We start from the raw sequence: 24373 nt of genomic DNA on the forward strand, positions 1-24373 counted from the left end.
GGGAGACCACCGTGTCCGACCGTTCCGGCTTCCCTGAAGGACGGGCCCTCCAGACAGTAGGTGTGCGGTGAGAGACGTGTTCGACCGCCTGGCGTCCTTCGGAGACAGGTACCGGCTGGAGACCGGGCTGACCGGGGAGGGCTGGCTGGCCTGCGACCGCCTCCTCGATCCCGGCTCCGACGAGCTCGGCCAGGTCCTGGAGGCCGAGCGGACGGCCAGCGGGCAGGTGTCGGAGCACGCGACCGCGCTGACCGTCATGGCCGTCTACTCCGGCACCGTCACCGCCTCCGCGCTGCTGGCCTGGGCCCTGGAGGACGTGCTGGTGGACATGCGCCCGCCGAACGTGGCGATCCGCCTGTCGCCGCACCACGGCTTCGAGGCGGTGGCGCTGCGCGAGCCGGAGGTGCGCCCGGGTTCGCTGGACACGCTCGTCTCGTGGGTGCTGAACGAGCACCTGCTGCCGCTGGCCCGCGCCATGCGGACACGGACCAGGGCCGGGCTGCGCCAGCTCAACGGCGGCGTGGCGCACGGCTGCGCCGCCGCCTTCTGCATCGCCAGCCGCCTCGGGGCCGACGTGGACGTCCTGCACGCCGCCTACCTGCGCTTCCTCGCCGCGGCACCGGTGCTGGACCCCCTCGGCGAGGTGGTACGGCTGCGCGAGGGCGAGCGCGAAGGCCTGTTCTACCTCCGGCGCACATGCTGTCTCTACTACACCTCGGCCGAGGCGGTGAAGTGCTCAAGCTGCTGCCTGGACAGCGTCGAGGACCGCGTGGCCGCCTACCGCAGGGTCCTGGCGGCCGGGGTCGTGCCCCACTGAACTCGGTAGCATGAGCCCATGAAGCGCGGCCTGGGAGAACTCGAGTCCACGATCATGGACAGGATGTGGGCTTACCACAAGCCCGCGGCGGTGCGTGACGTGCTCGAAGACCTCCGCAAGGACAGGGAGATCGCCTACACCACGGTGATGACGGTGATGGACAAGCTCCACACCAAGGGCCTGCTCAAGCGCAAGCCGGTCGGCCGCGCCTACGTCTACGAGCCGGTCGCCTCCAAGGAGGCCTACACCGCCGAGCTGATGCGCGACTCCCTGGCCGCGAGCGGCAACCAGGCCGCGACGCTGGTGCACTTCCTGGAGCGGCTGACCCCCGAGGAGGCCACCGCGCTGGAGGCGGCGCTGCAGGTCTTCCCGCCCGGAGGCCGCAAGCAGTGATCGTCCCGCTCTTCCTCGCTCTTTACGCGGTCGTGGCGGCCGTGCTGCTGCCGCGCCTGCTCGGCCGGGCGTCGTGGACGTCCAGGGCGCCCCGGCTGGCGATCGGCATGTGGCAGGCGGCCGGCTTCTCCGCCGTCGCCGCCGCGCTGCTGGCCGCGATCTCCCTGGCGGTGCCCACCGACCTGATCGGCCACGGCCTGGCCCGCTTCTTCGAGGCCTGTACGGAACTGCCCGACCTCTCGCTGACCGGGGTGCGCGCCGGGCTGGCCGGCGCCGCCCTCATCGTGGCCAGGCTCGCCTACTCGGTCGCCGACGTGGTGCTGCGCACCCGCCGCGAGCGCCGCCGCCATGCCGAGATGCTCGCCCTGCTCGGCCGGCCCGACGGCGACCTCGGCGCGGTCGTGGTCGAGCACGCCGAGCGCGTCGCCTACTGCCTGCCCGGCCGCCGCGCCCAGACCGTCATCACCACCGGCGCCCTGGAGTCGCTGACCCCCGACCAGGTGGCCGCCGTCCTCGCCCACGAGCACGCCCACCTGCGCGGGCGCCACCACCTCGTGCTGGCCGGGGCCGAGATCCTCACCCGGGCCTTCCCGCGGGTGCCGCTGTTCGAGCGGGCGCGGGCGGAGCTGGCCAGGCTGGTCGAGCTGCTGGCCGACGACATGGCGGCCAGGCGGCACCACCGCATCCACATCGCCGCCGCGCTGGTGGGCCTGGCGACCGGCCGCGTGCCCGCCTTCGCGCTGGCCGCCGGCGGCGAGACGGCCCTGACCAGGGTCCGCCGCATGCTCCACCCGCACAAACCGCTGGAACGCCGTGAGCGCCTGTCCGGGCTGCTGGCGGTCGCCGGGCTGCTGGCGGGCCCCGCCGCGCTGGTGGCCGTGCCCGGCCTGACCTCGTTCCTGGCCCACCACTGTCACGGGCTGTTCAGCTGAGTCCCACGTAGTTCTCGGCCAGCGTCGTCGCGGCGGCCGCCGACGAGGTCACGTAGTCCAGGTAGGACAGCTGCAGGCGGCGGGCGTAGGCGTCCTCGTCGTCGAAGGTGTGCAGCAGCGTCGTCATCCACCAGGAGAAGTGCTGCGCCCGCCACACCCGCCGCAGGCACGCCGCCGAGTAGCCGTCGAGCGGTTCGGCGGAGCCGGTGGCGAAGAAGGCGGCCAGCGCCTCGGTGAGGGCGTTGACGTCGGCCACGGCCAGGTTGAGTCCCTTGGCGCCGGTGGGCGGGACGATGTGGGCGGAGTCGCCGGCCAGGTACAGCCGGCCGTACTGCATGGGCTCGGCGACGAAGCCGCGCATGGGCGTGACGCCCTTCTCCAGGATCTCGCCCGTCTCCAGCGTGAAGCCGGGGACCGTCTCCAGGCGGGCCTTCAGCTCGGCCCAGACGCGCTCGTCCGGCCAGTCGGCGAGGTCGGCGTCGGGCGGCACCTGGAGGTAGAAGCGGCTGACCTCGGGCGAGCGCATGCTGTGCAGGGCGAAGCCGCGCTCGTTCCTGGCGTAGATCAGCTCTTCGGCCGAGGGGCGTACCCGGGCCAGCACGCCGAGCCAGGCGAAGGGGTACTCGCGCTCGAACACCGTCAGCACGCCCTCCGGGATCGACGGCCTGGACACCCCATGGAAGCCGTCGCAGCCGGCGATCACCTCGCAGTCGAGCCGCTCGCCGCCGAACGTCACGTACGGCGCGCCCGCCAGGTCGTGCAGTTCCACGTCGTCCACCTCGAAGCGCAGGTCGCCGCCCGCTTCGAGCCTGGCCGCGATCAGGTCCTTGACCACCTCCTGCTGGCCGTAGACGGTGATCCGCCGGCCCGGGACCAGCTTCTCGAAGGGGATGCGGTGGGCGGCGCCGCCGTACCTCAGCTCGATGCCCTCGTGCGGCAGGCCCTCGCGCAGCAGCCGCTCGCCCACCCCGGCCGCGACCAGCGTGTCGACCGTGCCCTGCTCCAGGACGCCGGCGCGGACGCGGCGCTCGACGTACTCGCGCGAGCGGCGCTCCAGCACCACCGAGGAGATGCCGCGCAGGTGGAGCAGATGGGACAACAACAGCCCGGCGGGCCCCGCGCCGATGATCCCTACTTGAGTACGCATGAGGCACATCATCTCCGGCGGGGCGCGTACTTTGACAAGGACAGGGCGGCCGGGCGGTGCTTTCGTGAGGTCCGGCCGACCTCATGGAGTCCCGACATGTACACACCCGTCCACGAGCTCGTCGCCGCTCATGCCCTGGCGGGGCCGGACCGGGTCGCGGTCGTCGGCGACGGCGCCGCGCTCACCTACGGCGAGCTGAACAGCCGGGCGCAGCGCCTGGCCAGGCGGCTGATCGCGCGGGGCGTGCGGCCGGAGGCGCCGGTCGGGGTGCTGCTGGACCGGTCGGCGGAGTTCGTGCTGGCCGCGCTGGCGGTGCTCAAGGCGGCGGGCGCGTACGTGCCCTGCGGGCTGATGTGCACCGAGCTGGTGATCACCGCGCGGACGCTGGACGGCGACGGACCCGTGACGCCGGGACCGCTGCCGACGGTCCGGCCCGGCAACCTGGCCTGCGTGCTGGCGCCGCGGGTGTCGGTGCCGCACGCGGGGATCACGCGGCTCGTGCACGATCCGGCGTACGTCAGCCTGAACGCCGGCGAGAGCGTCCTGCACGCCTCGCCGGTCACCCGCGACACGGCCGCGTTCGAGATCTGGGGCGCGCTGGCCAACGGCGCCCGGCTGGTCGTCGCGCCGCCGGGGTGTACGTCGCCGGGCGAGCTGGGCGCGCTGCTGCGCGAGGAACGGGTGACGACGGCGTTCCTGTCCACGTGGTCGTTCCACAGGATGGTGGAGGAGCGCCTGCCCGACCTGGCCGGGCTGCGCCAGGTGCTGACCCGCGGCGGCGTCCTCTCGCCCGCGCACGCGCGTACGTTCGTGCGCGCCCACCCGCGAGCGGCCCTGATCAACCTGTACGGCGCCGCCGAGATGACCGCCTTCGTCACCAGCCACCTGGTCTCGCAGGGCGCCGCCGCGACCATCCTGATCGGCCGGCCGATCGACGGCACCCGCGTCCGCGTACTCGACGAGAACCTGAACCCCGCCACGACCGGCCACCTGTACGCCGGCGGCCCCGGCCTGGCCCGCGGCTACCACGACGACCCGGCCCTGACCGCCACCCGGTTCGTCCCCGACCCGTACGGCCGCGGCGAGCGTCTCTTCGCCACCGGCGCCCTGGTCAGAGTGCTGTCCGGCGGCGCGATCGAACTCCTCGGCCACGCCGGGCGGCCTCCTCTCGGCACCGGCGATCCCGGTGGGCGAAGTCACCGCGCGCGACAACCGCCACGGGCTCTAAGCTTTGGCGCGTGACCCCCGGACAAAAGGTGATCGACGGTCGTTTCGAGCTGCTTGACCGGCTCGGCAGCGGCGGCATGGGCACGGTCTGGCGTGCCCGCGACCTGGCGCTCCACCGAGAAGTCGCGCTCAAGGAGGTCCGTCCGAGCGGCCCGCTGGACGACGACCCCGGCCGCGCCCGGATGATGCGCGACAGGATCCTGCTGGAAGCGCGCGCGCTGGCCAGGCTCCACCACCCGAACGTGGTCACCATCCACCACATCGTGGACACCCCGGAGACGCCGCACCCGTGGATCGTCATGGAGCTGGTGCCCGGCCGCTCGCTCCAGGACCGCATCGCCAAGGAGCTCATGCCGCCGGCCGAGGCCGCGATGCTGGGCCGCGGGATCCTGGCCGCGCTGCACGCCGCGCACACCGCCGGCATCCTGCACCGCGACGTCAAGCCCGCCAACGTGCTGCTGCGCACCGACGGCAGCCCGGTCCTGACCGACTTCGGCATCGCCGCCCTGTACGACTCGCCCGGCCTGACGGCCACGGGTGAGCTGGTGGGCTCGCCCGAGTACATCGCGCCGGAGCGGCTGCGCGGCCAGGAGGGCAACCCGGCCTCCGACCTGTGGTCGCTCGGCATGCTGCTGTACGTGGCGGTCGAGGGCACCCACCCGATGCGCCGGGACACGCCGCTGGCGACGCTCGCCGCCGTCCTGGACGGCCGGGTCCCGCCACCGCGCCGGTCCGGGCCGCTGACCCCGGTGCTCACCGCCCTGCTCAACCCGGACCCGGCCACGCGCCCCGACCCGGCCCGGCTCGACGCGATGCTCGCCGACGCCGCCATGGCCCCGCCCATGTACACGTCGCCGCCGCCCGCGTACGCCCCGCCCCTGAACGCCCCGCCCCAGCACGTCCCGCCCCAGCCTGGTTACCCGCCGCCGCAGCAGCCCGTCCACGGCCTGCCCACCGGCCCGAACGTGCACGGCTGGTCCACCCAGTCCACCCGGCGCCGGCGCGGCTCGGGACCGCTCGTGGCCGGAGCGGTCGTCCTGGCGGCGCTCGCGGTGGCGGGCGTCATCCTGGTGCCCCAGTGGCTGGCCCCCGGCCCGTCGGACGACCCCACCCGGCCGAACACCGCGGCGAGCGGCAAGCCGTCCGCCTCGGCCATGGTCGGCGACGACGACGATCCCCCGGTCACCGAGGCACCCGTCCCCGACACCAGCCCCCTGCTCACCCCCGCCCGCATCCGCCAGGTGATCGCCGCCATGGAGAAGGCCTCGGGCAGCAAGGTGTTCAGCGACTTCTCGGTCCACGAGCAGTTCGCCTCGGCCAAGGCGCCGGTGCGCGGGAAGAAGTCCCTCTACGACACCTGGGACTACCGCGACGGCGAGGTCAACAAGGGCTCGGGCGGCACCATGTCCAGCCTCGACAAGACCGTCCGGCTCAGCTCGCTCAACTGGGAGGCGCTGCCGTCCCTGTTCAAGACGGCCGAGAAGCGGCTCGGCATCGACAAGCCGACCTCCCGTTACGTGATCGTCCAGCCGGGCTGGCCGTTCAACGGCCCGCCCCAGCCGGCGATCCTCGTCTACCTCAGCGACGACTACGGCGGCGCGTACCTGGCCGCCGACGCCAAGGGAAAGATCATTAAGATGTACAAGCGGGACTGATCCGCCGGGTCGTCAGCCTTCGAAGCGGACCGTCGCTCCCCTGCCGGTGATGGACAGGATGCGGACGTTCAGGCTGTTGATGCTCCCGCTGCCGCCTTCGCCGAGGGTCGTGGCGACACCGGGTCCCTCCACCCGCACCATGTCCTGGTTGAAGGCGTACACCTTGGAGACCCACACCCGGGACAGGCGGTAGCGGGCGGCCACGCGGAAGCTCACCGGCTTCGTGATCGTGATCTTGCACTTTCCGTCGTAGCAGGCGCGCAGGTTCGGCTTCGCCGCGGCGCTCGCCGGGGTGGCGAACGACGCCGCGGCCATGACGGCGGCGAGGGACAGGGCGGTGATGGTCGTCCGGTGCATGGAAGCCCCTTTCATCGGTTCGGCGAGGCCAGGATGCACCCTGCGTGCCGGGACGGGTCCCCGGTGTGACGAAACCGCCCGGGGACCGGTCCCGGACGCGCGATGCTAAGACCACACCACGCCGGCGCGGGCCGCGGGCGGCACGATTCCGGCGTTCGGAGGGACAGGCGTGGACTCCACGGTCGACTGGTTCTCATCACCGCACGAGGTGATGCGGCAGCTACCCGGCTACCGGATTGTCCGGATCATCTCCCAGACCGCGATGAGCTCGGTCTACCTGGCCGAAGACCTCACGCTCCCGCGCCACGTGGTGCTGAAGGTGATGAACCCGCACCTGGCCAGGAAGGACCCGAGCTTCCGCCTGCGGTTCACCCGCGAGGTGGCCACCGCCGCCCGCCTGGACCATCCGCACATCGTCCCCGTGTACGCGAGCGGCGACGTCAACGGCGCGGTCTACGTCGTGCTCAGGCACGTCAACGGCGGCGATCTCGGCGAGCTGATCCGCACCGGCGGCCGGCTCGACCTCGCGCGCGCGAGGCACATCGTCGGCCAGGTCGCCTCGGCGCTGGACGCCGCCCACCAGGTCGGCCTGATCCACCGCGACATCAAGCCGGGCAACATCCTCATCGACACCGCCGACCACGTCTATCTGTGCGACTTCGGCATCGCGAAGATGGAATCGGCCACCACCCTCACGACCGAGGGGCAGTTCCTCGGCACGATGGACTACGCGGCGCCGGAGCAGTTCAGGTCCGGCCCGATCGACCGGCGCACCGACGTCTACGCCCTGGGCGCGGTGCTGTACCAATGCCTGACGGGCGAGAAGCCGTTCCCGCACCGCGAGCCGTCGGCGGTGCTGTGGGCGCACCTGTACAAGACGCCGCCGAAGGTCACCGACCACCGCCCCGACCTCGGCCCCGGCGTCGACGGCGTGGTCCAGAAGGCCATGGCCAAGGAGCCGCGGGCCCGCTACGACACCTGCGGCGCCCTGGCCACGGCTCTGACCAGCCCCGATACTCCCCGCCCCGTCCGCGCGCGCCCGCGAAGGTTGGTCTGGGCGGCGCTCGCTCTCGCCGTCGTGGTCGTCACGGTGGTCACGCTGATCATCCGCCCGTGGTCCGACGATCCCGCGGCGCTCGCCCGCGTGCCCGCCGCGCTGCGCGGGACGTGCGAGCGGGCCGGCGACGGCGCGGGCCTGCCGCTGTCTGCCGCGTCGCTGTCGTGCCGGGCGTCGGGACAGACCGTGCAGATCGGGTTGTACGCCTCCGACTCCGCCCTGGGCCAGGCCTACGACCAGACCCTGCGGCAGGCGGGCGTACCCCGTGCGCAGGGCGACTGCTCGAAGGCGTCGGGCGCCGAGCACCGCTACCCCGGCATCGGCGCTCCCCGGGGCCGGCTGCTGTGCTTCGAGCGGAACGCGGTGACCTGGCTGGTGTGGACCGACGACAAGCACCGGACGATGGCGACGATGGAGAGCCGCGCCGCCGACGAGCTCAAACTCCAGCAGACCTGGAGCACCTGGACGCAGGCACCGGCCTTCCCCGCCCCGCCGGAGAAGGAGGTGATGCGCCTGATCGGCCAGACGGACTGCGAGCGGGCGGAGGCCGGGACGCTCGACCAGTTCCGCGACGTCGTCACCGGCGTGGACTGCTCCTCGGACGAGAAGGGCGCCGACGACGTCTCCTACTACCGTTTCGCCAGCCTGGACGGCCTGCGCCGCAGCCACACCGGCCAGGTCGGCAGGACCAAGGCGCCGGACGCCTTCTGCCCGGACGAGAAGCCCGCGAAGTTCCTGAGCAACTCCACCTACGACAACAAGAGCGCCCACCTCGGCGAGATCCTCTGCTACAAGGGCGAGACGCCCACGGTCGAGTGGACCGTCGAGCCGCTGCTCCTGATGGGCCGGGCCACCGGCAAGGACGCGCAGGCCCTGATCACCTGGTGGGAGGAGTCGCGGTCCCCCACCATCGACACGGTGATCGCGGCGGTCAACACGCAGGCCAAGCCGCCCTTCCCGACCGCGCGGGAGAAGGCGCTGCTCGACCGCGTTCCGGCCGCCTCCCGCGTCAACTGCCTGCGGCCGGCGGCGGAGCAGATCAAGAGCAACGTGCCCGGCGCGCAGGTGACGGCGGTGGCGTGCGGCCCCACCTCGGGCGCGGGCGTCGTCTTCTACTACCAGTTCCCCGACACCGCCTCGATGCGGCGGAACTACCAGGCGATCGCCCCGGCCAAAGGCTCGTGCGACGTCGAGTCGCGTACCTTCGTCGGCGAGAACGCGTACTCGGTCGGCGGCAGGACCGCGGGCCGGCTGCTGTGCGGCGAGAGCAGGGCGGGCCGGCCCTACCTCTCGTGGACCAACGAGAAGCTGAAGATCCAGGGGTTCGCCTTCAACACGCTCGAACGCGCGGTGCTGCTGAACTGGTGGAAAGAGGCCGCCGGGCCGATCTCCTGAGCGAAGGCGCTGACTCCAGGCCCATCGCTCGGTAAAGTGCGCAGTGTTCCGTCCCCTCCGAAGGGAACCACGGTGCGTCTGGGCAGGTCGGTCGGCCGTCGGTATCGGCTCACCAACGGTCCCATCCGCAGCAGGACCAGCGAGGTCTGGCTGGCCCGCGACGAGCAGCTCGGGCGGGACGTCGTACTCAAGCGGATGCTGAGCGGGCACGACAGCGTGCGCGGGTTCAGCCGGCTGCGGGCCGAGGCGCGGGCGCTGGCGCGCTTCAACCACCCGCGCATCGTCACGCTCTTCGACGCGGTCCAGGTCGGCCGGGGGCGGCGGGCCACGTCCTGGCTGGTCATGGAGCACGTGTCGGGCGGGAGCCTGAACGGGCGGCAGGCCGTGGCGCCGGAGGTCGCCGCGAGCGTCGGCGCGCAGGTCGCCGACGCGCTGGTGTGCCTGCACGCCGAGGGCATCGTCCACGGCGACATCAAGCCGGGCAACGTCGTGGTGACCGGCGACGGCACGGTCAAGCTCGCCGACTTCGGCGCCGCCTACCGCGTCGGCGGGAACGAGACGATCAGCCCGAACAGCGCCATCAGCTACACGCCCGACTACGCCGCCCCCGAGGTCGTCCTCGGCCGGCTGGAGCGGGGCTCGGACGTGTTCTCCCTCGGCGCGATGCTCCACGCGCTCGTCACCGGCTCGCCGCCGGAGCGCGGCCCGAGCGGGCGCGTCCTGCTGAAGGCCGACCTCGGGGTGCTGGACGAGGTGCTGCGCGCGATGCTCGCCAGGGAGCCCGGCCGCCGTCCTGACGCCGCGGAGGTGATGCGCCGGCTCACGGAGATCGCGGGCGACGCCGTCCTCCCTCCCGGCGTGAACGGCGCCGCCGGCTTCTCTTCGGACCCGCGCGCCGACAGCGTCATCCTGGGCGCGGTCAGAAACCACCCGTACCTGACCGGCGCGGCCGCCGCCCTTGTCGCGGCCCTGGCGGGGATCGCGTCCTTCCTCCTGCCGCCGTCGGAGCGGGACGGCAGCGCGCAGGCGATCGGGCCCGCGCCCCTGATCGGCGACCAGCGGACGGTCGATCCGTGCGCGCTGACCGAGCCCGTCGCGCTCGGCCGGTTCGGCGCCACCCAGCTCGACCGGGCCTACGGCAACTTCGACCGATGCGACGTGCTGGTGCGCCCGGACGGCGACAGCGTCGTCGACGTCAGGGTGGACTTCAACCACGACCCGGCCGCCGAGCAGCCGGGTCAGGCCAGGACCGTGGGCCGGATCGGCATCGTGGAACAACCCCCCGAGCGCGACTCGTGCCTGCGGACCCTGCTGCCGGCCGGGGAGAGCGACATCAACATCACCATCACCGCCAAACGCGACGATCCGGGTAAGGCGCCGCTGTGCGCCATCGCCGACGTCGCCACCGGCAACGCCGTCACCGTGCTGAACAACGGGCCGCTGCCCCGCCGTACCCTGCCGGCGCGATCGCTGGCGCACCAGGACGCCTGCGCGCTGCTGCCGGCCGCCGCGCTGGAGGTCATCCCCGGCATCGACGCCAACGACCCGGACATCGGGTTCGGCAGCTGGCAGTGCGGATGGGAGAGCACGACCAGCGAGCTCTGGCTCGACGTCCGCTTCGACCAGGGACCACCCCCGAACAGCGCGAACGGCTCCGCCACCATCGTGAACGGCTACCGCACGATCCTGCGCCCCGAGGCCGACGGCGACGAATCGTGCCTGGCCCAGCTGGTCTACCGCACGTACCACGACCAGGACGGGCGGGCGGCGGAGACCGTCAACCTCCTCGTCACCGGATCACGCTCGGCCGACCAGCTCTGCCAGCTCGCCAGGCGGCTCACCGCGTCCGCCGCCGCCCGGCTGCCGCACCCGGCCTGAACGCGGCTCGGGACCGGTCCCGAAGCGGGCGGTGGATCCTGACATCCAGTGCCCGTGATGTCCGAAGGAGACGAGCGATGCATTTCCCCGACAGCCTTGCCCGTGGCGTCGCGCCCGTTCGTCCCGGCACGCTGCACGCCCGTACGGTCACCGGCGGCGTGAAGGCCGCCCCGCAGAGCGGCGCGGTCGTCAGGTTCGGCAGGGCCGGCAAGCCGGAGGTCGACCTGGGCGTCGGCGAGGACGACCTGCACGTGAGCCGCCAGCACGGCGAGCTCACCTACCGCAGGCGGCAGTGGTGGCTGCGCAACACCGGCCAGCAGCTCGTCCGGCTGCCGCGCGGGCGGTTCCTGCACGCCACGACCGATCCCATCCCGCTCGCCACCGGCTACACGCCGCTGTTCGTGAAGGGGTGCGGCCATCGCGAGCACCTGGTGGAGCTCTACGTGAGCGGCCACGACGACGAGGGCCTGATCCCCCGCCGCCGGGCCGACACGCTGCCGCCCAAGATCTGGCCGCTCGACGACGTCGAACGCCTCCTGCTCGTCATCCTCGGCCGCCGGTACCTGCTCTACGAGGAGAATCCGCGTCCGCTGACGTACCGGCAGGCCGCCGACTACCTGGCCGACATCCGCAGGGACGAGGCCTGGGGCGAGCGCAAGATCGAGGCTAGAGTCGAGACCGTACGCCGTCGCCTGGACGCGAGCGGATTCCCCTTCCCGCTGATCCACGACATGGCGACGGGCCGGCCCTGTGACAACAACCTCCTGCACAACCTGCTGAGAGGCCTGGTCGACTCCACGACCCTGGTTCCGACGGACCTCGAACTGGTGGAGGAGGACCACCACGCCTGAACCGGGAGCTCGACTTGGACCTCACCAAGCTCCAGGAAGCCCTGGACGAGATCTTCGACGCCGAGCTCATGCGCCACGCCTACACCGACTACGCGCGCGACTACGAGATGCTGATCGCTCTCCCGGTCACCGAACCGGTGCGTCTTCGCTACCTGTTCAAGTACTGCGTGGAGGCGCGTGTGTCGAGCGCGCTCGCCCCGCACATCTGGCAGGTCTCCCTGGACGACTCGCTCCTGGAATGGCCCTCGCCCACCTACGAGGACGGGCACATCTGGGGCGTACGCTCGCAGGGCCTCTATCCCGGCGCGGAGATCGTTCCCGATTCGAGCACGGCCCGCGAGTGGTCGGCGGCGCTCGGCAGAGACTTCCACGAGATCCGCGTCGGAACCAACGTCCAGGTCATCACCCTGGTCTTCGCCGACCTCGACGTCACCTCGTCGCGGTCGCCAGGAAGTCGCGGGCCAGGCGGCTGAACTCCTCCGGCCGGTCGTAGGTGACGATGTGCCCGGCACCGGGCAACGTGACCAGGCGGCTGCCCGGGGTCGCCGCGGCGGCCTCGGCCATCTCGGCGTGGCCGACGAGCGGGTCCCGGTCGCCGCGTACCCAGAGGGTGGGCGTGGTCAGTCCCGGCAGGTCGGGCAGGTAGTTCACGCGCATGGCGAAGGGGCCGTAGGCGCGTACCATCCAGTCGTCCAGCGCGGGCTCGCCGTACTCGGCCTTGGCCGCCGCCTCCTCGGTGGCCAGGGCGAGGATGGTGTCGAAGTCGCGGGTGGCGGCCCCGGCCGTGAGGTTGGCGATCATCGACTCGCGTACCGTCCGGGGGCGGCGGGCCAGGTAGCGGCTGCTCAGCCGCATCGCGCCGGGCGTGCGGGTGACCATCCAGGTGAGGAACTGGGCCTTCCGCCTGGCTCCCAGCCCGCCGGGTGCGATGGCGATCAGGGCGTCGATGCGGTCCGGGTGCTTCAGCGCGTACCCGATCGCGATTCCGGCGCCCAGCGAGATCCCGATGACGGAGACCCGCGGCAGGTTGAGCACGTCGAGCAGGTCGTCGAGGAAGCGGGTGTAGAACGCCTCGTCCAGGACGCCTCGCCACGGACGGCTGCCGCCGTGGCGGGGCAGGTCGATGAGGTACACCCGGTGGTCGGGCGCCAGGTCGGGGACGACGTGCCGCCACACCCCCTGCGCGGTGTCCAGCATCCCGCCGTGCAGCAGCAGTACGGGCGGGCCCGACCCGCCGGCCCGGTACAGCCGTACGGGGCCGCCGAGGACGGTCAGGTCGGTGTAGGTGTCGAAAACGCCGGTCATGCGGGCTCCTCCAGCCGGCCGAGTTGGTCGTCGAGACGGGCCAGCAGGGACAGCTGCGCCGCCCGCGCGGCCGCCGGATCGGCGGGCAGGCCGCTCGCCAGCCCGCGGCCGGTCATGTCGGCGAACAGGCCGACGGTCTCCGACAGCTCCCCGGCGGTCATGGCGCCGAGGACGCCGGGCGCGTGGAGCAGGCCCAGCGTGAAGATGCCCAGGACGCGGACGATGCTCTCCGTGGAGAGCGCGGGATCGATGACCCCGGCCCGCTGCAACTGGCCGACGTAGTCGCCCAGCCATTGGAACCGGTCGAGATAGCGCTCGTCGCCCACGCCGCGTACATGCTCGCCCAGCACCGCCTCGTCCCCCAGGTAGAGCGCGCTCATGAGGGGGTTCGCGAGCGTCGCCTCCACCGCGAACCGGTAGACGGCCGGGAGGTCGACCAGGCCGGGCGCGCTCAGCACCCGCTGGTGCACCTGGGCGGTCAGCTCGCGCATGTCCCGGTTGAGCACGGCGGCGAGGATCGCGGCCTTGTCGGCGAACTCCAGGTAGACGGCGCCCTTGCCGATCCCGGCGCGGGCGGCGAGGCCGGCGACGGTGGTGTCGGGCCAGCCCTGGTCAAGGATGAGCTGCCGGGCGGCGGCGAGAATGCGCCCCCGCCGGTCCGGAACGAGTGGGCGCGGCATAGTGACCAGAATTGCATGTTCGGTCACTACCTCGCAAGGCCGGGCCGGTCCACGATCCCCGTCGCCAGCACCACGTCGGCGAAGATCGCGCCCTTCTTGACGAGCACCTTCCCGTCGCGCACCTCGTCCTGCAGCCAGACCGTCTGATCGGCCATGACCCGATAGGTGCCCGGATCGAGGATGAGGTAGCGGCGCGGGCCCTCCGCCGACCGGAACAGGCCGAGCCCCGTCCTGCCGGTCGCGTCCTTGACGTTCTGCTCGATCCGCACCCCCGGGATCTTCGCCAGCGCGCGGAAGATGGCCGCCTCAAGCTTGGGCGGCATGACCGCCTGCTGCTTCAGATACAGCGTGAGGATCCGGTACGCGCGCACGTCCGGCGCCTCGACCCGCTTGGGCACCCCCTCTTCCCGGGGATTGTCGATCCAGTGCCGGTCACCCGCGACATGGGCGAACAGCTCATCCGGATCGGTGGGGAGCTTGAGCAGCTTCTTCCGGTACGCCTGGGGCGAGAGGTCGTCGTCCCCCGGATCCGGCGGAACATCCTGTACCCGGAACTTCCCCTCCATGTCCCGCCCCGCGGTCTGCTTGCCGTCGTAGCGCAGCCAGTCCTCGTACGTCGAGGACCGGCCGCCCGCGGGCTGAACATTGAAGATCTTGGTGTACTGCCACTGATCGGGCCGGGGCTCCGGCGCCACGGGCCGCTTCTCGATGGTCTGCGCCGCCTGCTCCAGCACGGTCCCGGAATCCAGCGTGATCGCCTCGGTGAACGGCACCGGCCGGATGTCGGGGGCGTCCCGGGGCAGCGTGACCACGACGACCGCGACCGCCAGCGCCGCGGCGGCCAGCAGGGACGGCAGCACCAGGAACCCGCGCGGGCTGCGCCGCGTCGCCCGGCGGCGGAGCCCGCGCAGCCGGTCGGCGTCGGGCGTCGGCGCGTCCGCGCGCAGTTCGGCGAGGATCCTCAGGTCATCCATGATCTGCCTCCGCATCCACGACGAGGGCCGACGGATCGACGCCGCCCAGCGCCGCACGCGTCTTCTTCCTGGCGCGATGCAACCGCGAGCGGACCGTGCCGATGGGGATGCCGAGCGCGAGCGCCACTTCCTCGTAGCTGAGATCGGCCCAGGCGATCATCAGCAGGACCTCGCGGTCCTCCGGCGACAACACCGCGAGCGCCCCCGCGAGATCGCGCTGCGCCGCCGACGCCGACACCCGCGCCTCGACCCGGTCGGCGTAGCTCTCCGCCACCTCGTCGACGCCGGTCCGCGCCAGCGCCTGGTAGAAGCGTTGTTCTTTACGGCGGTGCTTGCCGATCAGGTTGGCCGCGATGCCGTACAGCCAGGGGCGGGCTTCGGGGTGACTGACGTCGTAGCGGGCGCGACGCCGGAAGGCGGTCAGGAACGTCTCCGCGACCACGTCGTCGGCCAGCGAGTCACCCAGCCGCCGCGTCACATAGCGGTGTAAGGCGGGTGCGTGCCGGTCGAACAGGGCCGCGAAGGCGGCGGGGTCGCGCCTGGACCGCTGGATCAGCTCCGCGTCCGCCAGGCTCACATCGGCTGCCAAGCCTGCGCTCCGTTCCTCGGTGTCGTCACCCTCTTTTCCCCGAAGTGGCGGCTTGAGTTCTCGGCATCTTCCTATGGAAGCAGGCTCCAGCGGGGGCCGTCGGCGGTGTCCTCCACGCGTACCCCACCCTCGGCGAGCGCACCGCGCACCGCGTCGGCGACCTCGAAGGCGCCCTCACATCGGAACTTCTCCCGTACGGCCAGCAGCGGCGGCACGATCCTCGCCACCACCTGCTGTCCGGTGTGCGCGGCGAGCGAGGCGATCAGCCGCCGCAGCACGTCCCTGGCCTGCAGCGGCCCGCCGTCGTCCTGTTCGGTGTCGGCCGACCAGCCGGCGATGTCCTCCTCCAGGCGCAACACCGTCCGGGTCGCCGCCGAGACGTCGTCCGCGCCCAGGGCCGCGGCGAACGACTCCTCGCACGCCTCGACGATCTCCCCCAGAGTCCGCTGAGCGGCGACCGCCTCCGGACCCGCCGGCCCGGCGAACCGTCCCTCCCCGCGCAGCAGTTCCCGCAGCTCGGCCAGCGTGGCCGTCGCGCCGGCGGGCAGGACGCTCTGCCCGCCCCTGGTCCGCACCGTGACCCCGCCCCGGCCGGCCACGCGTACCCGCTCATCCACGAGATCGACGACCAGCGCCGTATGCTCGTCGATCCCCAAGATCCCCGTCCCGGCGGGAAGCTCGCGCTCCATCCGCGACAACCGCCGCTCCCCCAGATAACAGAAGCGCGTGTCGTGCGTGCCGCCCTCGGCGTTGTCATAGTGCGGGATGACGACGGCGTTCAGCGCGACGGGCCCCAGAAGATCAAGCCCTTCCCGCCAGTACGGCTCCGCTCCCACCTTGTAGATCTCATACACCGGAACGGTCGCCACCCCGGCCGTGCACGCGGCGGCGGAGGCGAACACCGTGACCCCCCTCCGGGCCCGCACCCGCGCGACCAGGTCCGCCATCGCCGAGCCACCCGCCCACCGGTCCAGCGCGTACGTCGGGCTCCCCGGACCGCAGAACACCCAGTCCGCGCCCGCGACGACACCGTTGACCTCGACGTCCAGGCCGACGCTCCGGGCGAAGTACTGGCAGGCCCGCGCGGAGATCTCCGCGGCGTTCTCCTGGAAGGCATAGGGCGTGTCGAGCAGCACAGCCCGGGGCTTGGGCCCCAGTTCCCCGATCGCGGCGCGATGGACCTCGACCATGGTCGGGCTGGTCTCACCCGAGCCCATCAGCAGCAATACTCCGTGCATCGCGTCCCTCCTCATGTGCCGCACTTCCAGCGACGCACGGGCGAGCCCCTGCAGCAAGTCCACACCTGCTGTATGGACGCTCCTGCATACTTGTCGCAGATGGTCGGACGACGGGGAGCAACGTGACTGTCTCGGTTGAGGTGCTGATGCTGCTGGCCGACCAGCAGGGTGCGTGGTCGTACCGGCGAGCCGCCGCCACGCCGTTGCCCGGCGAGGCGCCCGACGAGACCGCCCGGCGGATCAGCGGCGTCCGGGCCGACGACCCCGCCCACGTCGTGCACTCGACCAGCTGGCGCCACCTGCCGGAGCTGGACCAGATCGTCCTCACCTACGCGGTATGCCCCGACCCCGAACCGGAAAGCACCCGCACCCCCCTGAACGACCTGACCATAGCCCGAGGCTCCGCCCCCGCCGCCCCGAGCCCGGACCAGATCGAGAACGCGAACGTGGCCGCCCACGCCATCCAGCACCTCGCCTTCCTGCGCACCACCGACCCCGTGGTCGAGCGCACGCTGGAGCAGTGGCCGGCGATCGCCATGGCCCTGGCCTTCCCCGCCGGAGAACTCGACAACGTCCGCGCGTAGCACGTTCAGAAATACCCGTTTCACGATGCCCGAAAATGGCGCGCCGCCCTTTGCCCGGCGAACGGGAACGGACGCTTACCCATCTGGCCACCAGGCTGCCCAATAGCGGAAATCAGAGATGCTTTCCCGCCATTCCCATACACGATGCTCGGCAGTTATCACTAGAGTAGAAGAGCTAGCCGAGATACCTCTTTTGGGGGATTTATGGGTGCGAAGCCACAGATTCACACTTTCGCGCTTGTCGCGGCCTTGGAACCCGATGGAGAGGCAGCGGCGCGAGAGCTGCGGGAGCTGTACGGCACGTTGCAGAAGCATCGCGCGCCCGCTGACGCCGAACAGCTGAAGATCGCCGACGCCGCGGCCGGGCGGCGGGATTTCGACGCGCTCAAGCGGTTCATCGCCGCCGGCATTCCGCTGGACGATCTCGCCGAGAGGCAGCACGCCCGGGTCGGGCGCATCATCGGCTGGCGCAACGCCAGCGCGGTACTGCCCCTGATGCTCACGTGGCTGGCGCTCGCGGTGGCCAGCTGGGCCTATTACCAACAGGTCACCACGAAAACGGACCTGGTGACACAACCCTTCCTGGTGTTATGGCAGGGCCGTTTCGGCGATTTGTCTATCCCGACCTTCGCAGAAACGGCAATGGCGGCATTTGTCCTGCTTTTGGCTGTATTGACACTTACCATTTGGGCGCGCAGTGCGGAAAGTGCCGCGAATAGGACGATCGCCGATGTCGGCCTACAGGCGGACAAAGCGTTGCACGCCCTCGACCGGGCGGTCGAGAGCAACGGCGTACGGGCCCCCGACAACGCCAAGGAATGGGCAGAGGCGGCGAGCCTGATCCTTTCCGAAACCCAGCAGATGATCAAGGCGGCGGTCCGCGACACCGAACTGGTCGCCAGGAAGAACGCCGAGATCACCCAATCGGCGAGCGAGCAACTGACCCAGTTGCAGCTACGCGGCGAGGAACTGCTGAAGGGCGTCGGCGAGGAGACCCGGGAGGTGATGCTCGCCCTGCAGAGGAAGGCCGAGCAGACCACCACCCTCGTGGGCCAGGAGGCCACCCGGGTCCTGCAGCAGGCGGGCGAGGCCAACCGGCAACTGGTCGAGCAGCAGATGAAGCCGCTGTTCGAGGGGTTCGCGCAGTCGCTGGCCGACTACCGGCGCGACCAGAAGACCTACAGCACCAGCGCCGCCGCGGTGGCCGGGGCCGCGAGCGATCTGGCGGGCGCGGCGGCCGGGCTGGCCAGTAGCGTCGGCGCGTACACCACGATCGCCCGGTCCATCGACGAGAAGCTGGCGACGATCGGCGCCTCACAGTCGGAGTTCTCCGGGCGCATCGCGACCCACTCGGCGAGCATCACCTCCGCGGCCACCTCGTTGAACGAGGTCGCCACGCTGGTCACCGGCGATCTGAAGCGCGATATCGAGACGCTCACGCAGAACGTCGTGAAGGCCGGCCGGAGCCTGGCCGCCACCGAACGCAACCTGTCCGCGACCACCGGATCGCTCGAAGCCGCGACACGAGCCATGGGGAGCACCGCCGCTGACCTCGCCCGCGCCGCCGCGTCGGTGGAGAAGGCGGCCAAGGCGATCAGTGCCGGCGCCGGGGTGTCCGGCCGCGGCTTCTGGTCACGGCTGTTCGGCGGTCGTTGATGACCCGCGTCCGCCGGGGGACCGGGAGCCGTCGCGGCCGGAGAGAGCCGGGGAACCTCGTGTTCGGCACCATCGGCTGGCTGTTCGCCGATCTCATGGTGGCGCTGGCGATGGCGTTCCTGGTGGCGACGACGGTGGGCGTGCCGGAGCCGCCCGAGCCGCCCCCCACGCCCACGCCCGCACCCACGCCGAGCCGGACGCCCGAGCCGGGGCTCGAACAGCGACCGGTCGAGGTGACGATGAAGGTCGACTGGGCGGGACTGCTGGCCGGCGACGAGAAGGCCGAGGCGGGGATACGGCGGAAGGTCCGCGAGGTCGAGAAGCTGCACGGCCGGCGGGCCGGCCTGGTGCTGGCCTTCGGCGGCGCGGGAGACACGGACCCCGGCCGCGCCCTGAACATCGCCAGGAAGGCGAACGCGGTGCTCAAGGACCTCGGCAAGTCCGGTTACGTGTTCCAGGGCGCCGTGTTCCGGCCCTTTCTGAGCCACCGGGCGGTCAGCACCCTGGTCCTGGACATCTACCTGCTCAAGAAGTGATCACAGCGGCACGAGTTCCACGGCGGACGCCTCGCCGGACGAGGCGGTGAACAGGCGGTACCGGAGCCGTCGATCGGTGAACCGCGGCAACTCCACCGTCCGCGTGCCGTTGACGGTGATCGGATCGACGAGGGCGCACCGGATGCCGTCCTCGCGGGTTCGCGGTGGCCGCTCCCGCCGGCCGTACAGGGCGAGGGCGGGGAGCCTGACCTGGCCGTCGGTCCTCAGCATCAGTTGCGGCCGCCGGGCATCCGCCCCTTGCACCTGGTACTCGACGCGGACGGGCGGCCTGACGAGGTGGCGGCGCACGCCCGCGGTGACGAAGTCCGTCCCGTCCCGCTCGACGACGATGGCGACGACGACGTGAGCGGCGGTGTCGTCCGGCCGTACGGTGACCGAGCAGCCGCCCACCTCCTCCCCCGGTTCCCTGGTCACCGACAGCGGGCGCGCGGCGGTGGTCGGGTCGAGCAGTTCGGCGGTGGGGTGGTGGCCGACCAGCGCCCGCGTTCCGCCGGGCGCCCAGGTCCAGGCGAGGCGGAGGGTCCCGTCCTCGAACTCCCCCTGCAGCTCGGACACCTCTTCGTGAACGGCGAAGCGCCGCGGCCCGCCGACGTACAGCATGCCGTTCGCCCGCAGGACCGGCACGTAGGAAAAGCATCCGGTGTCGAAGAGGATGTCGCGCACCGGTGAGGGATCGGTCCGCACATCCCCGTCCACCTTCAGGACGCCTTCCCGCCCCTGGTCGCCCTCGCGCAGCGATCCGGAGCCGTCCTGACGGACGATCCAGACCTCGCCCCGCTCCGGAGGCGGATAGCGGATCTCCACCTTCAGCCTGTACAGGTTGTACTGCGCGCTGGAGCTGGTCAGGACCAGCGGACCGGGCGGGGACAGCGGCTCGTACGGCATGGCCTGCTGAACCTGACCGGCCGACCAGCGCGTACCCATTCCGGGGACGGAGTACGACGCGCGCGCCGTGTACTGGTAGCGCACCCCGTTGACGACGTCCCGGTCGACCAGGTGCGGCTCCTGCGTGACCGGCAGTTCCACCGGCGCCCCGGAACCGCCCACCACCCGCCGGGAGATCTCGACCCGTTCCGCGCGCTCCGGCAGCGTCCAGGTGAGTTTCACCTGGCCGTGGCCGCTCTGGCACTGCAGGTCCGGGTCGGGCAGGACCACGACGGGCTCGGCCACTCCGGGCGCGGAATGTGTGCCGGCCCGCGCGGCGATCACCGCGTAGGTCAGCGGCACCCCCGCGACCTCGCCGGCCGTGCCGTCGTGCCAGGACGAGTCGGTGGTCTCGCCCAGGCGCCGCTGGCCGGGCCGGCTCTCGGCGGACTCCGGCGCGTCCGGGCCGGTCCGCCGTACCACGACATAGGAGACACCGGGGTCCGCGCTGCCCGACCAGCTGACCAGCACGCCGGCGGCCGGGTCCGGGACGGTGGCGCGCACGCCGCGGGGCCGTTCCGGCGGGATGCGTTCGAGCTCGGCCCTGGCGACCTCCAGATCCGCGCACCTTTGGAGCGCCTCGGTGAGGAGCTCGACCCGCCGGGTCGTGGAGGTGCGGGGCTGCCGGGAGCGGTCGTAGAGTTCCCGCGCCTGTCCGATCATCGCCTCCGCCCGTTCGAGCAGCGCCTCGGACTCGGGGAAACCGGGCGGCGCCGTCCGCAGCAGGTCGGCCGCCTGGATGTGCTTCCTGGCGCTCATCAGGTCGGCGATCGTGGCCCGGATCTGATCGACGTGCTCGGCGGCGCTCTTCCAGCGCGACCGCGCGTTCTCGAGCGTGGCCGAGACCGGGTCGGTGCGTCCGGGCGGGAGCCGCCAGATGCCCTCCGCCCGATCCAGCAGGCTCTCCGCGATCGGCATCCGGCCGGCCTCCAGCGCCTCGACGGCCTGGGTGATGAGATCCCGCACGGTGTCGCGCTGCCCGATCGGGAAGCCGCAGCCGCAGCCGCCGTACCGGGGATCGACGGCGCCGCACGCCGGGCAGGGTTCGCGCAGCCCGAACGCGCACATCACGCAGACCTCGGCCAGAGGTCCGTTGAGCATGGTGCACCGGGGGCACTGCACCTGGTGGCGCAGCGTCTTCTCGGCCTCGGCAGCCGGAAGTTCGAGTGCCCAGCCGCGCTGCTGGAACGTCTCTCTGAGGTGCCGCAGCGCGAGATCCAGGTCGTCGATGCCCCGGCGTCTGGCCTCCTCCAGGAAGGCCAGAACCTGCTCGCTGCTGATCGCCTTCGCCGCGGCGAGTACCTTGACCACCCACGCGATCAGCTCGTCGAGCGTGGTCAGCCGCATCGACGTGTCGTGGCGTTCGCGCTGCTCGTCGGTGGCGAAGAGGGTCTTGGCCAGGCCGCTGAGCAGTTCCCGCGCCTTGATCGCCGGATCGGATTTGTTCTTGCGCCTGTGTTCCTTGCGGTAGAGCTCGTCGGCGGCTTCGAGCAGCAGCTTCCTGGGGCTGTGGGGGGTGACCGTCGGAGCCACCGTCTTGAGCGCGTCGTAGAGCGAGTGGAGCCGCGCGCCGTCGAGCATGTCGCGCAGCCGGGCCACGGTGGACGCGTCCAGCCGGGCGGCGGAGAGATCGTCCTGGACCGGCCCGACCGGTGTGGCGTCCAGCCGGCCGGCCAGTTCCCGGTCCGCGGCCAGGACGTCGGCGAACTCCCGGCGGAGCGACTCCACCTCCGGCGGCAGCAGGTGACCGCGCTTGGCGAGAAGCCGGAGCCTGGCCTGGAACTCCTTGCCCTTGGCCGCCAGCGCGGCCTTCTTGCTCCCGCTGGCCCGCTCTTTCTCCTCGGCGCGCTTGGTCTCGTCCTCCATGACCTCCTGGATGACCCCGGTGGCGTAGAGCTGCTGGTTGCGCTTGGCCGCGATGGCCGAGGGGCCCCGCGGCCCCGTGACAGCCATCGACCACTGGTTGCGCGCCTGGGCCAGCGCACGCTGATAGGCCTGCTCGTCCCACGCGGCGTCCGGGTCGAGCCCCAGCAGGATGAAGAAGTTCGGGCGGTCCTCCGTCAACGCCTGCCTCCTTCGGTGATCTCCCGGGCGATCGTGCCGAAGACCTGGCTCAGCGAACCGAGCTGGGTGAACAGCGCCTGCTCGGTGGAGGAGGCGATGGCGCGCAGGAACGCCTGGTCGGCGCTGCCGAAACCGACGGCGATGATCTCGATTCCGGCTTTGTGACACCGCCGGGCCCGGCTCTTCGCGTGGCCCTGCTCATCCCAGACTCCGTCGGCGAGCACGACGCTGAACCTCCGGTGCCGGGTGTCGGCCAGCAGCCGGCGGATGTCGTCGAAGGGATGCGTGGCGTTGCCGTACCCGGTGCTGCCGACGGTGAGGCGGCGGATGGCGCGTTCGATGTCCGCGGCGTTGTTGGTCGCGGGCAGGGAGACGTCGACCCGGTCGGAGAAGCCGATGAGGCCGACCGCGACCGTGGTCAGGTCAAGCTGGCTCACGAACGCCCTGGCGGCCTGCTGCGCCCCGGCCAGTGGGCTGCCGGACATGCTGCCCGACAGGTCGAAGGCCAGGTAGACCGTCATCGCCTCACGTGAGCCGCCGCGCTGGGGCGGCTGGAGGAAGCGCTCGGGAACGTCGGCCGGCAACTCCTCAACGCTGACGACCAGGGGAGCGCCCGACGCCCGCTCCGCCGCGGTCACCTGGACCAGGGCGCTGTCGTCGTAGGCGTAGGAGACGTCGATCACGGCGTCCCGCGGGCCCAGGGCGGCGGGAAAGCCGGTGACGACGTACCGGCCGAGATAGACGCAGTCCTGGACGTCGTCGGTCTCGCCCTGGGTGAGGAAGACCTCCATCGTGTCCCCGCCGTCGCCCTTGAGCCGGAACTGGTAGGGACGGGTCGCGTTCGAGGGAATGCGCTGGTTGCGCGGGAGCAGGACGCTGTTGACGTACCTCTCCCCCGCGGCGTCCTCGGCGATCATGCCGAGGCTGTGCGCGACGACGTTCTTGATCTGGCGCGGCGCGTCCAGCCGGAGGATGGGCCTGGCCTCGCCCGGGTCCGAGCCGGGCAGACGCAACGGTCCCTCGGCCGCTTCGGCTTCCAGGAGGATCGCCGCCTGGGCGGCGGCTCCGAGCGCCACGGCGTGGTCGGCATGGATTCCGCCCATCGGCGGCCGGCCGGACATGTGCTCGATCCACCGGGCGACCATCGGCATCCGAGTGGAGCCGCCGACCGGGAGCACCCCGTGGATGTCCGCCCAGGTGAGCCCGGTCTCCTCCAGCAGCTTGGCGGTGAGCTGCCCGGTCTGCTCCAGCAGATCGGCGCAGGCCGCCTCGAACGCCTGCCTGGTCACCGCCGCCTTGATCGTGCGGCCGCCCAGCGTGAGACGCGCCTCCGCCGCCCGGCGCGCCGACAGCGTCTGCTTCAGCCGTTCCGCCTCGACCAGCAGGACGCCGGGATGCGCCGCGAGCAGCTCGGCGTCTTCCGGGGACAGACCGCTCAGCATCTCGCCGGTCAGCCGGTCGTCCCAGTCCCGGCCGCCGAGTTCGTGGTCGCCCTCGGCGGCGATGACGGTGATCTCGTCCGGGCCCACCTCCACCAGCGAGATGTCGAAGGTGCCGCCCCCGAGGTCGTACACCAGCAGGCGCCGCGTGTCCGGCCCCGGCCGCAGCCCGTAGGCGAGGACGGCCGCGGTCGGCTCGCTCATCAGCCGCAGCACCTCCAGCCCCGCGCGCCGGCCGGCCTCCAGCGTCGCCGCGCGTTCCGGGTGGGTGAAGTACTCCGGCACGGTCACCACCGCGTGCGTGACCGGCACCCCCAGCGCCGCCTCGGCCTGGGCCTTCAGGTGCGCCAGGACCAGCGCCGACAGCTCCGCCGGCGACCATTCGCGGTCGCCGAGCGCCAGCCGGAACGCCGGGTTGCCCATGAACCGCTTGAACAGGTGGGCGACCTCCGCCTTGCCGCCCGCCTGATCCGCCTTGGCCTCCGCCCCCACCACGGGACGGCCGCCGGCGTCGAGCGTGACCACCGACGCGGTCAGCGGCTCCCCCTGGGCGTTGGGGATGATCTCCGGGTCGCCCTCCCGGTTGACCCAGGCCACCGCCGAGTAGGTGGTCCCGAGGTCGATGCCGACGGCTGTGTCCACGTTGTCCGTGCC

At 71.9% G+C, this 24373-nt stretch carries 21 protein-coding genes; 12 read left to right on the plus strand and 9 right to left on the minus strand.

What is annotated here, in order from left to right; genetic code table 11:
• Nucleotides 1–67 precede the first annotated feature (67 nt).
• From ACFWY5_RS01635 to ACFWY5_RS01645, 3 genes are read left to right on the plus strand one after another with little or no spacing between them, the layout of a single operon-like run.
• Entirely contained in the window at nucleotides 68–817 is a 750-nt protein-coding gene (locus tag ACFWY5_RS01635; protein WP_379612335.1) for a (2Fe-2S)-binding protein, read from the plus strand.
• Between the two features lie 18 nt (nucleotides 818–835).
• Nucleotides 836–1210: a BlaI/MecI/CopY family transcriptional regulator gene (locus tag ACFWY5_RS01640; RefSeq protein ID WP_379612338.1), complete on the plus strand. Its 375-nt coding sequence runs from the start codon at nucleotides 836–838 to the stop codon at nucleotides 1208–1210.
• Nucleotides 1207–2142 carry a M56 family metallopeptidase gene (locus ACFWY5_RS01645; protein ID WP_379612339.1) on the plus strand — a complete coding sequence of 312 codons (936 nt, stop codon included), beginning with the start codon at nucleotides 1207–1209 and terminating at the stop codon, nucleotides 2140–2142. The genes ACFWY5_RS01640 and ACFWY5_RS01645 overlap by 4 nt, the downstream gene beginning before the upstream one ends.
• Here ACFWY5_RS01645 and ACFWY5_RS01650 read toward each other — a convergent pair.
• Nucleotides 2135–3289: a 4-hydroxybenzoate 3-monooxygenase gene (locus ACFWY5_RS01650; protein ID WP_379630267.1), complete on the minus strand. Its 1155-nt coding sequence runs from the start codon at nucleotides 3287–3289 to the stop codon at nucleotides 2135–2137. The two genes, ACFWY5_RS01645 and ACFWY5_RS01650, sit on opposite strands and share 8 nt — an antisense overlap.
• A 96-nt stretch (nucleotides 3290–3385) precedes the next feature.
• Here ACFWY5_RS01650 and ACFWY5_RS01655 point away from each other — a divergent pair, with 96 nt between their 5' ends.
• Together ACFWY5_RS01655 and ACFWY5_RS01660 are read left to right on the plus strand one after the other, a co-directional pair.
• Nucleotides 3386–4531, plus strand: a complete 1146-nt coding sequence (locus ACFWY5_RS01655; RefSeq protein ID WP_379612341.1) for an AMP-binding protein — start codon at nucleotides 3386–3388, stop codon at nucleotides 4529–4531.
• On the plus strand, nucleotides 4528–6171 hold the full coding sequence (locus tag ACFWY5_RS01660) for a serine/threonine-protein kinase (RefSeq protein ID WP_379612342.1): 1644 nt from the start codon (nucleotides 4528–4530) through the stop codon (nucleotides 6169–6171). The genes ACFWY5_RS01655 and ACFWY5_RS01660 overlap by 4 nt, the downstream gene beginning before the upstream one ends.
• A gap of 12 nt (nucleotides 6172–6183) precedes the next feature.
• Here the strand turns inward: ACFWY5_RS01660 and ACFWY5_RS01665 are convergent, their stop codons facing one another.
• Nucleotides 6184–6528 carry a hypothetical protein gene (locus ACFWY5_RS01665; RefSeq protein WP_379612344.1) on the minus strand — a complete coding sequence of 115 codons (345 nt, stop codon included), beginning with the start codon at nucleotides 6526–6528 and terminating at the stop codon, nucleotides 6184–6186.
• Between the two features lie 169 nt (nucleotides 6529–6697).
• On the opposite strand from ACFWY5_RS01665, the gene ACFWY5_RS01670 reads away from it, so the two are divergent.
• From ACFWY5_RS01670 to ACFWY5_RS01685, 4 genes are all read left to right on the plus strand, one after another.
• Nucleotides 6698–8980: a serine/threonine-protein kinase gene (locus ACFWY5_RS01670; RefSeq protein WP_379630268.1), complete on the plus strand. Its 2283-nt coding sequence runs from the start codon at nucleotides 6698–6700 to the stop codon at nucleotides 8978–8980.
• 72 nt (nucleotides 8981–9052) lie between these two features.
• The gene (locus ACFWY5_RS01675; RefSeq protein ID WP_379630269.1) at nucleotides 9053–10858 is read left to right on the plus strand and encodes a serine/threonine-protein kinase; all 1806 of its coding nucleotides are present in this window, start codon (nucleotides 9053–9055) and stop codon (nucleotides 10856–10858) included.
• A 77-nt stretch (nucleotides 10859–10935) separates the two neighbouring features.
• Nucleotides 10936–11709 carry a hypothetical protein gene (locus tag ACFWY5_RS01680; RefSeq protein WP_379612348.1) on the plus strand — a complete coding sequence of 258 codons (774 nt, stop codon included), beginning with the start codon at nucleotides 10936–10938 and terminating at the stop codon, nucleotides 11707–11709.
• 14 nt (nucleotides 11710–11723) lie between these two features.
• A complete protein-coding gene (locus ACFWY5_RS01685) occupies nucleotides 11724–12182 on the plus strand; it encodes a hypothetical protein (protein ID WP_379630270.1) in 459 nt (152 codons plus the stop codon).
• Here ACFWY5_RS01685 and ACFWY5_RS01690 read toward each other — a convergent pair.
• From ACFWY5_RS01690 to ACFWY5_RS01710, 5 genes are all read right to left on the minus strand, one after another.
• The gene (locus tag ACFWY5_RS01690) at nucleotides 12139–13014 is read right to left on the minus strand and encodes an alpha/beta fold hydrolase (protein WP_379630271.1); all 876 of its coding nucleotides are present in this window, start codon (nucleotides 13012–13014) and stop codon (nucleotides 12139–12141) included. The two genes, ACFWY5_RS01685 and ACFWY5_RS01690, sit on opposite strands and share 44 nt — an antisense overlap.
• Entirely contained in the window at nucleotides 13011–13694 is a 684-nt protein-coding gene (locus ACFWY5_RS01695) for a TetR/AcrR family transcriptional regulator (protein ID WP_379612351.1), read from the minus strand. The genes ACFWY5_RS01690 and ACFWY5_RS01695 overlap by 4 nt, the downstream gene beginning before the upstream one ends.
• Nucleotides 13695–13720: 26 nt before the next feature.
• Nucleotides 13721–14668, minus strand: coding sequence for a CU044_5270 family protein (locus tag ACFWY5_RS01700; protein ID WP_379630272.1), 948 nt, complete (start codon nucleotides 14666–14668; stop codon nucleotides 13721–13723).
• The gene (locus tag ACFWY5_RS01705) at nucleotides 14661–15257 is read right to left on the minus strand and encodes an RNA polymerase sigma factor (RefSeq protein ID WP_379612353.1); all 597 of its coding nucleotides are present in this window, start codon (nucleotides 15255–15257) and stop codon (nucleotides 14661–14663) included. The genes ACFWY5_RS01700 and ACFWY5_RS01705 overlap by 8 nt, the downstream gene beginning before the upstream one ends.
• Before the next feature lie 71 nt (nucleotides 15258–15328).
• The gene (locus ACFWY5_RS01710; RefSeq protein ID WP_379630273.1) at nucleotides 15329–16495 is read right to left on the minus strand and encodes a hypothetical protein; all 1167 of its coding nucleotides are present in this window, start codon (nucleotides 16493–16495) and stop codon (nucleotides 15329–15331) included.
• A gap of 122 nt (nucleotides 16496–16617) precedes the next feature.
• Here ACFWY5_RS01710 and ACFWY5_RS01715 point away from each other — a divergent pair, with 122 nt between their 5' ends.
• From ACFWY5_RS01715 to ACFWY5_RS01725, 3 genes are all read left to right on the plus strand, one after another.
• Nucleotides 16618–17079: a hypothetical protein gene (locus ACFWY5_RS01715; RefSeq protein ID WP_379612355.1), complete on the plus strand. Its 462-nt coding sequence runs from the start codon at nucleotides 16618–16620 to the stop codon at nucleotides 17077–17079.
• Nucleotides 17080–17283: 204 nt separating this feature from the next.
• Nucleotides 17284–18735, plus strand: a complete 1452-nt coding sequence (locus ACFWY5_RS01720) for a hypothetical protein (protein ID WP_379630274.1) — start codon at nucleotides 17284–17286, stop codon at nucleotides 18733–18735.
• A gap of 59 nt (nucleotides 18736–18794) precedes the next feature.
• A complete protein-coding gene (locus ACFWY5_RS01725; RefSeq protein WP_379612357.1) occupies nucleotides 18795–19271 on the plus strand; it encodes a hypothetical protein in 477 nt (158 codons plus the stop codon).
• Here the strand turns inward: ACFWY5_RS01725 and ACFWY5_RS01730 are convergent, their stop codons facing one another.
• A complete protein-coding gene (locus ACFWY5_RS01730) occupies nucleotides 19272–22280 on the minus strand; it encodes a hypothetical protein (RefSeq protein WP_379630275.1) in 3009 nt (1002 codons plus the stop codon).
• Complete coding sequence (locus ACFWY5_RS01735) at nucleotides 22277–24361, minus strand: Hsp70 family protein (RefSeq protein ID WP_379630276.1); 2085 nt, start codon at nucleotides 24359–24361, stop codon at nucleotides 22277–22279. The genes ACFWY5_RS01730 and ACFWY5_RS01735 overlap by 4 nt, the downstream gene beginning before the upstream one ends.
• Nucleotides 24362–24373: the final 12 nt, after the last annotated feature.

Origin of the sequence: Nonomuraea sp. NPDC059007, assembly GCF_042740555.1 — a bacterium.
Lineage (GTDB): Bacteria > Actinomycetota > Actinomycetes > Streptosporangiales > Streptosporangiaceae > Nonomuraea.

Coding starts and splice junctions, on each gene's coding strand:
- ACFWY5_RS01640 (WP_379612338.1), top strand. CDS start 836: ATGAAGCGCGGCCTGGGAGAACTCGAGTCCACGATCATGGACAGGATG.
- ACFWY5_RS01710 (WP_379630273.1), bottom strand. CDS start 16,495: ATGCACGGAGTATTGCTGCTGATGGGCTCGGGTGAGACCAGCCCGACC.
- ACFWY5_RS01650 (WP_379630267.1), bottom strand. CDS start 3,289: ATGCGTACTCAAGTAGGGATCATCGGCGCGGGGCCCGCCGGGCTGTTG.
- ACFWY5_RS01655 (WP_379612341.1), top strand. CDS start 3,386: ATGTACACACCCGTCCACGAGCTCGTCGCCGCTCATGCCCTGGCGGGG.
- ACFWY5_RS01695 (WP_379612351.1), bottom strand. CDS start 13,694: ATGCCGCGCCCACTCGTTCCGGACCGGCGGGGGCGCATTCTCGCCGCC.
- ACFWY5_RS01700 (WP_379630272.1), bottom strand. CDS start 14,668: ATGGATGACCTGAGGATCCTCGCCGAACTGCGCGCGGACGCGCCGACG.
- ACFWY5_RS01720 (WP_379630274.1), top strand. CDS start 17,284: ATGGGTGCGAAGCCACAGATTCACACTTTCGCGCTTGTCGCGGCCTTG.
- ACFWY5_RS01680 (WP_379612348.1), top strand. CDS start 10,936: ATGCATTTCCCCGACAGCCTTGCCCGTGGCGTCGCGCCCGTTCGTCCC.
- ACFWY5_RS01690 (WP_379630271.1), bottom strand. CDS start 13,014: ATGACCGGCGTTTTCGACACCTACACCGACCTGACCGTCCTCGGCGGC.
- ACFWY5_RS01665 (WP_379612344.1), bottom strand. CDS start 6,528: ATGCACCGGACGACCATCACCGCCCTGTCCCTCGCCGCCGTCATGGCC.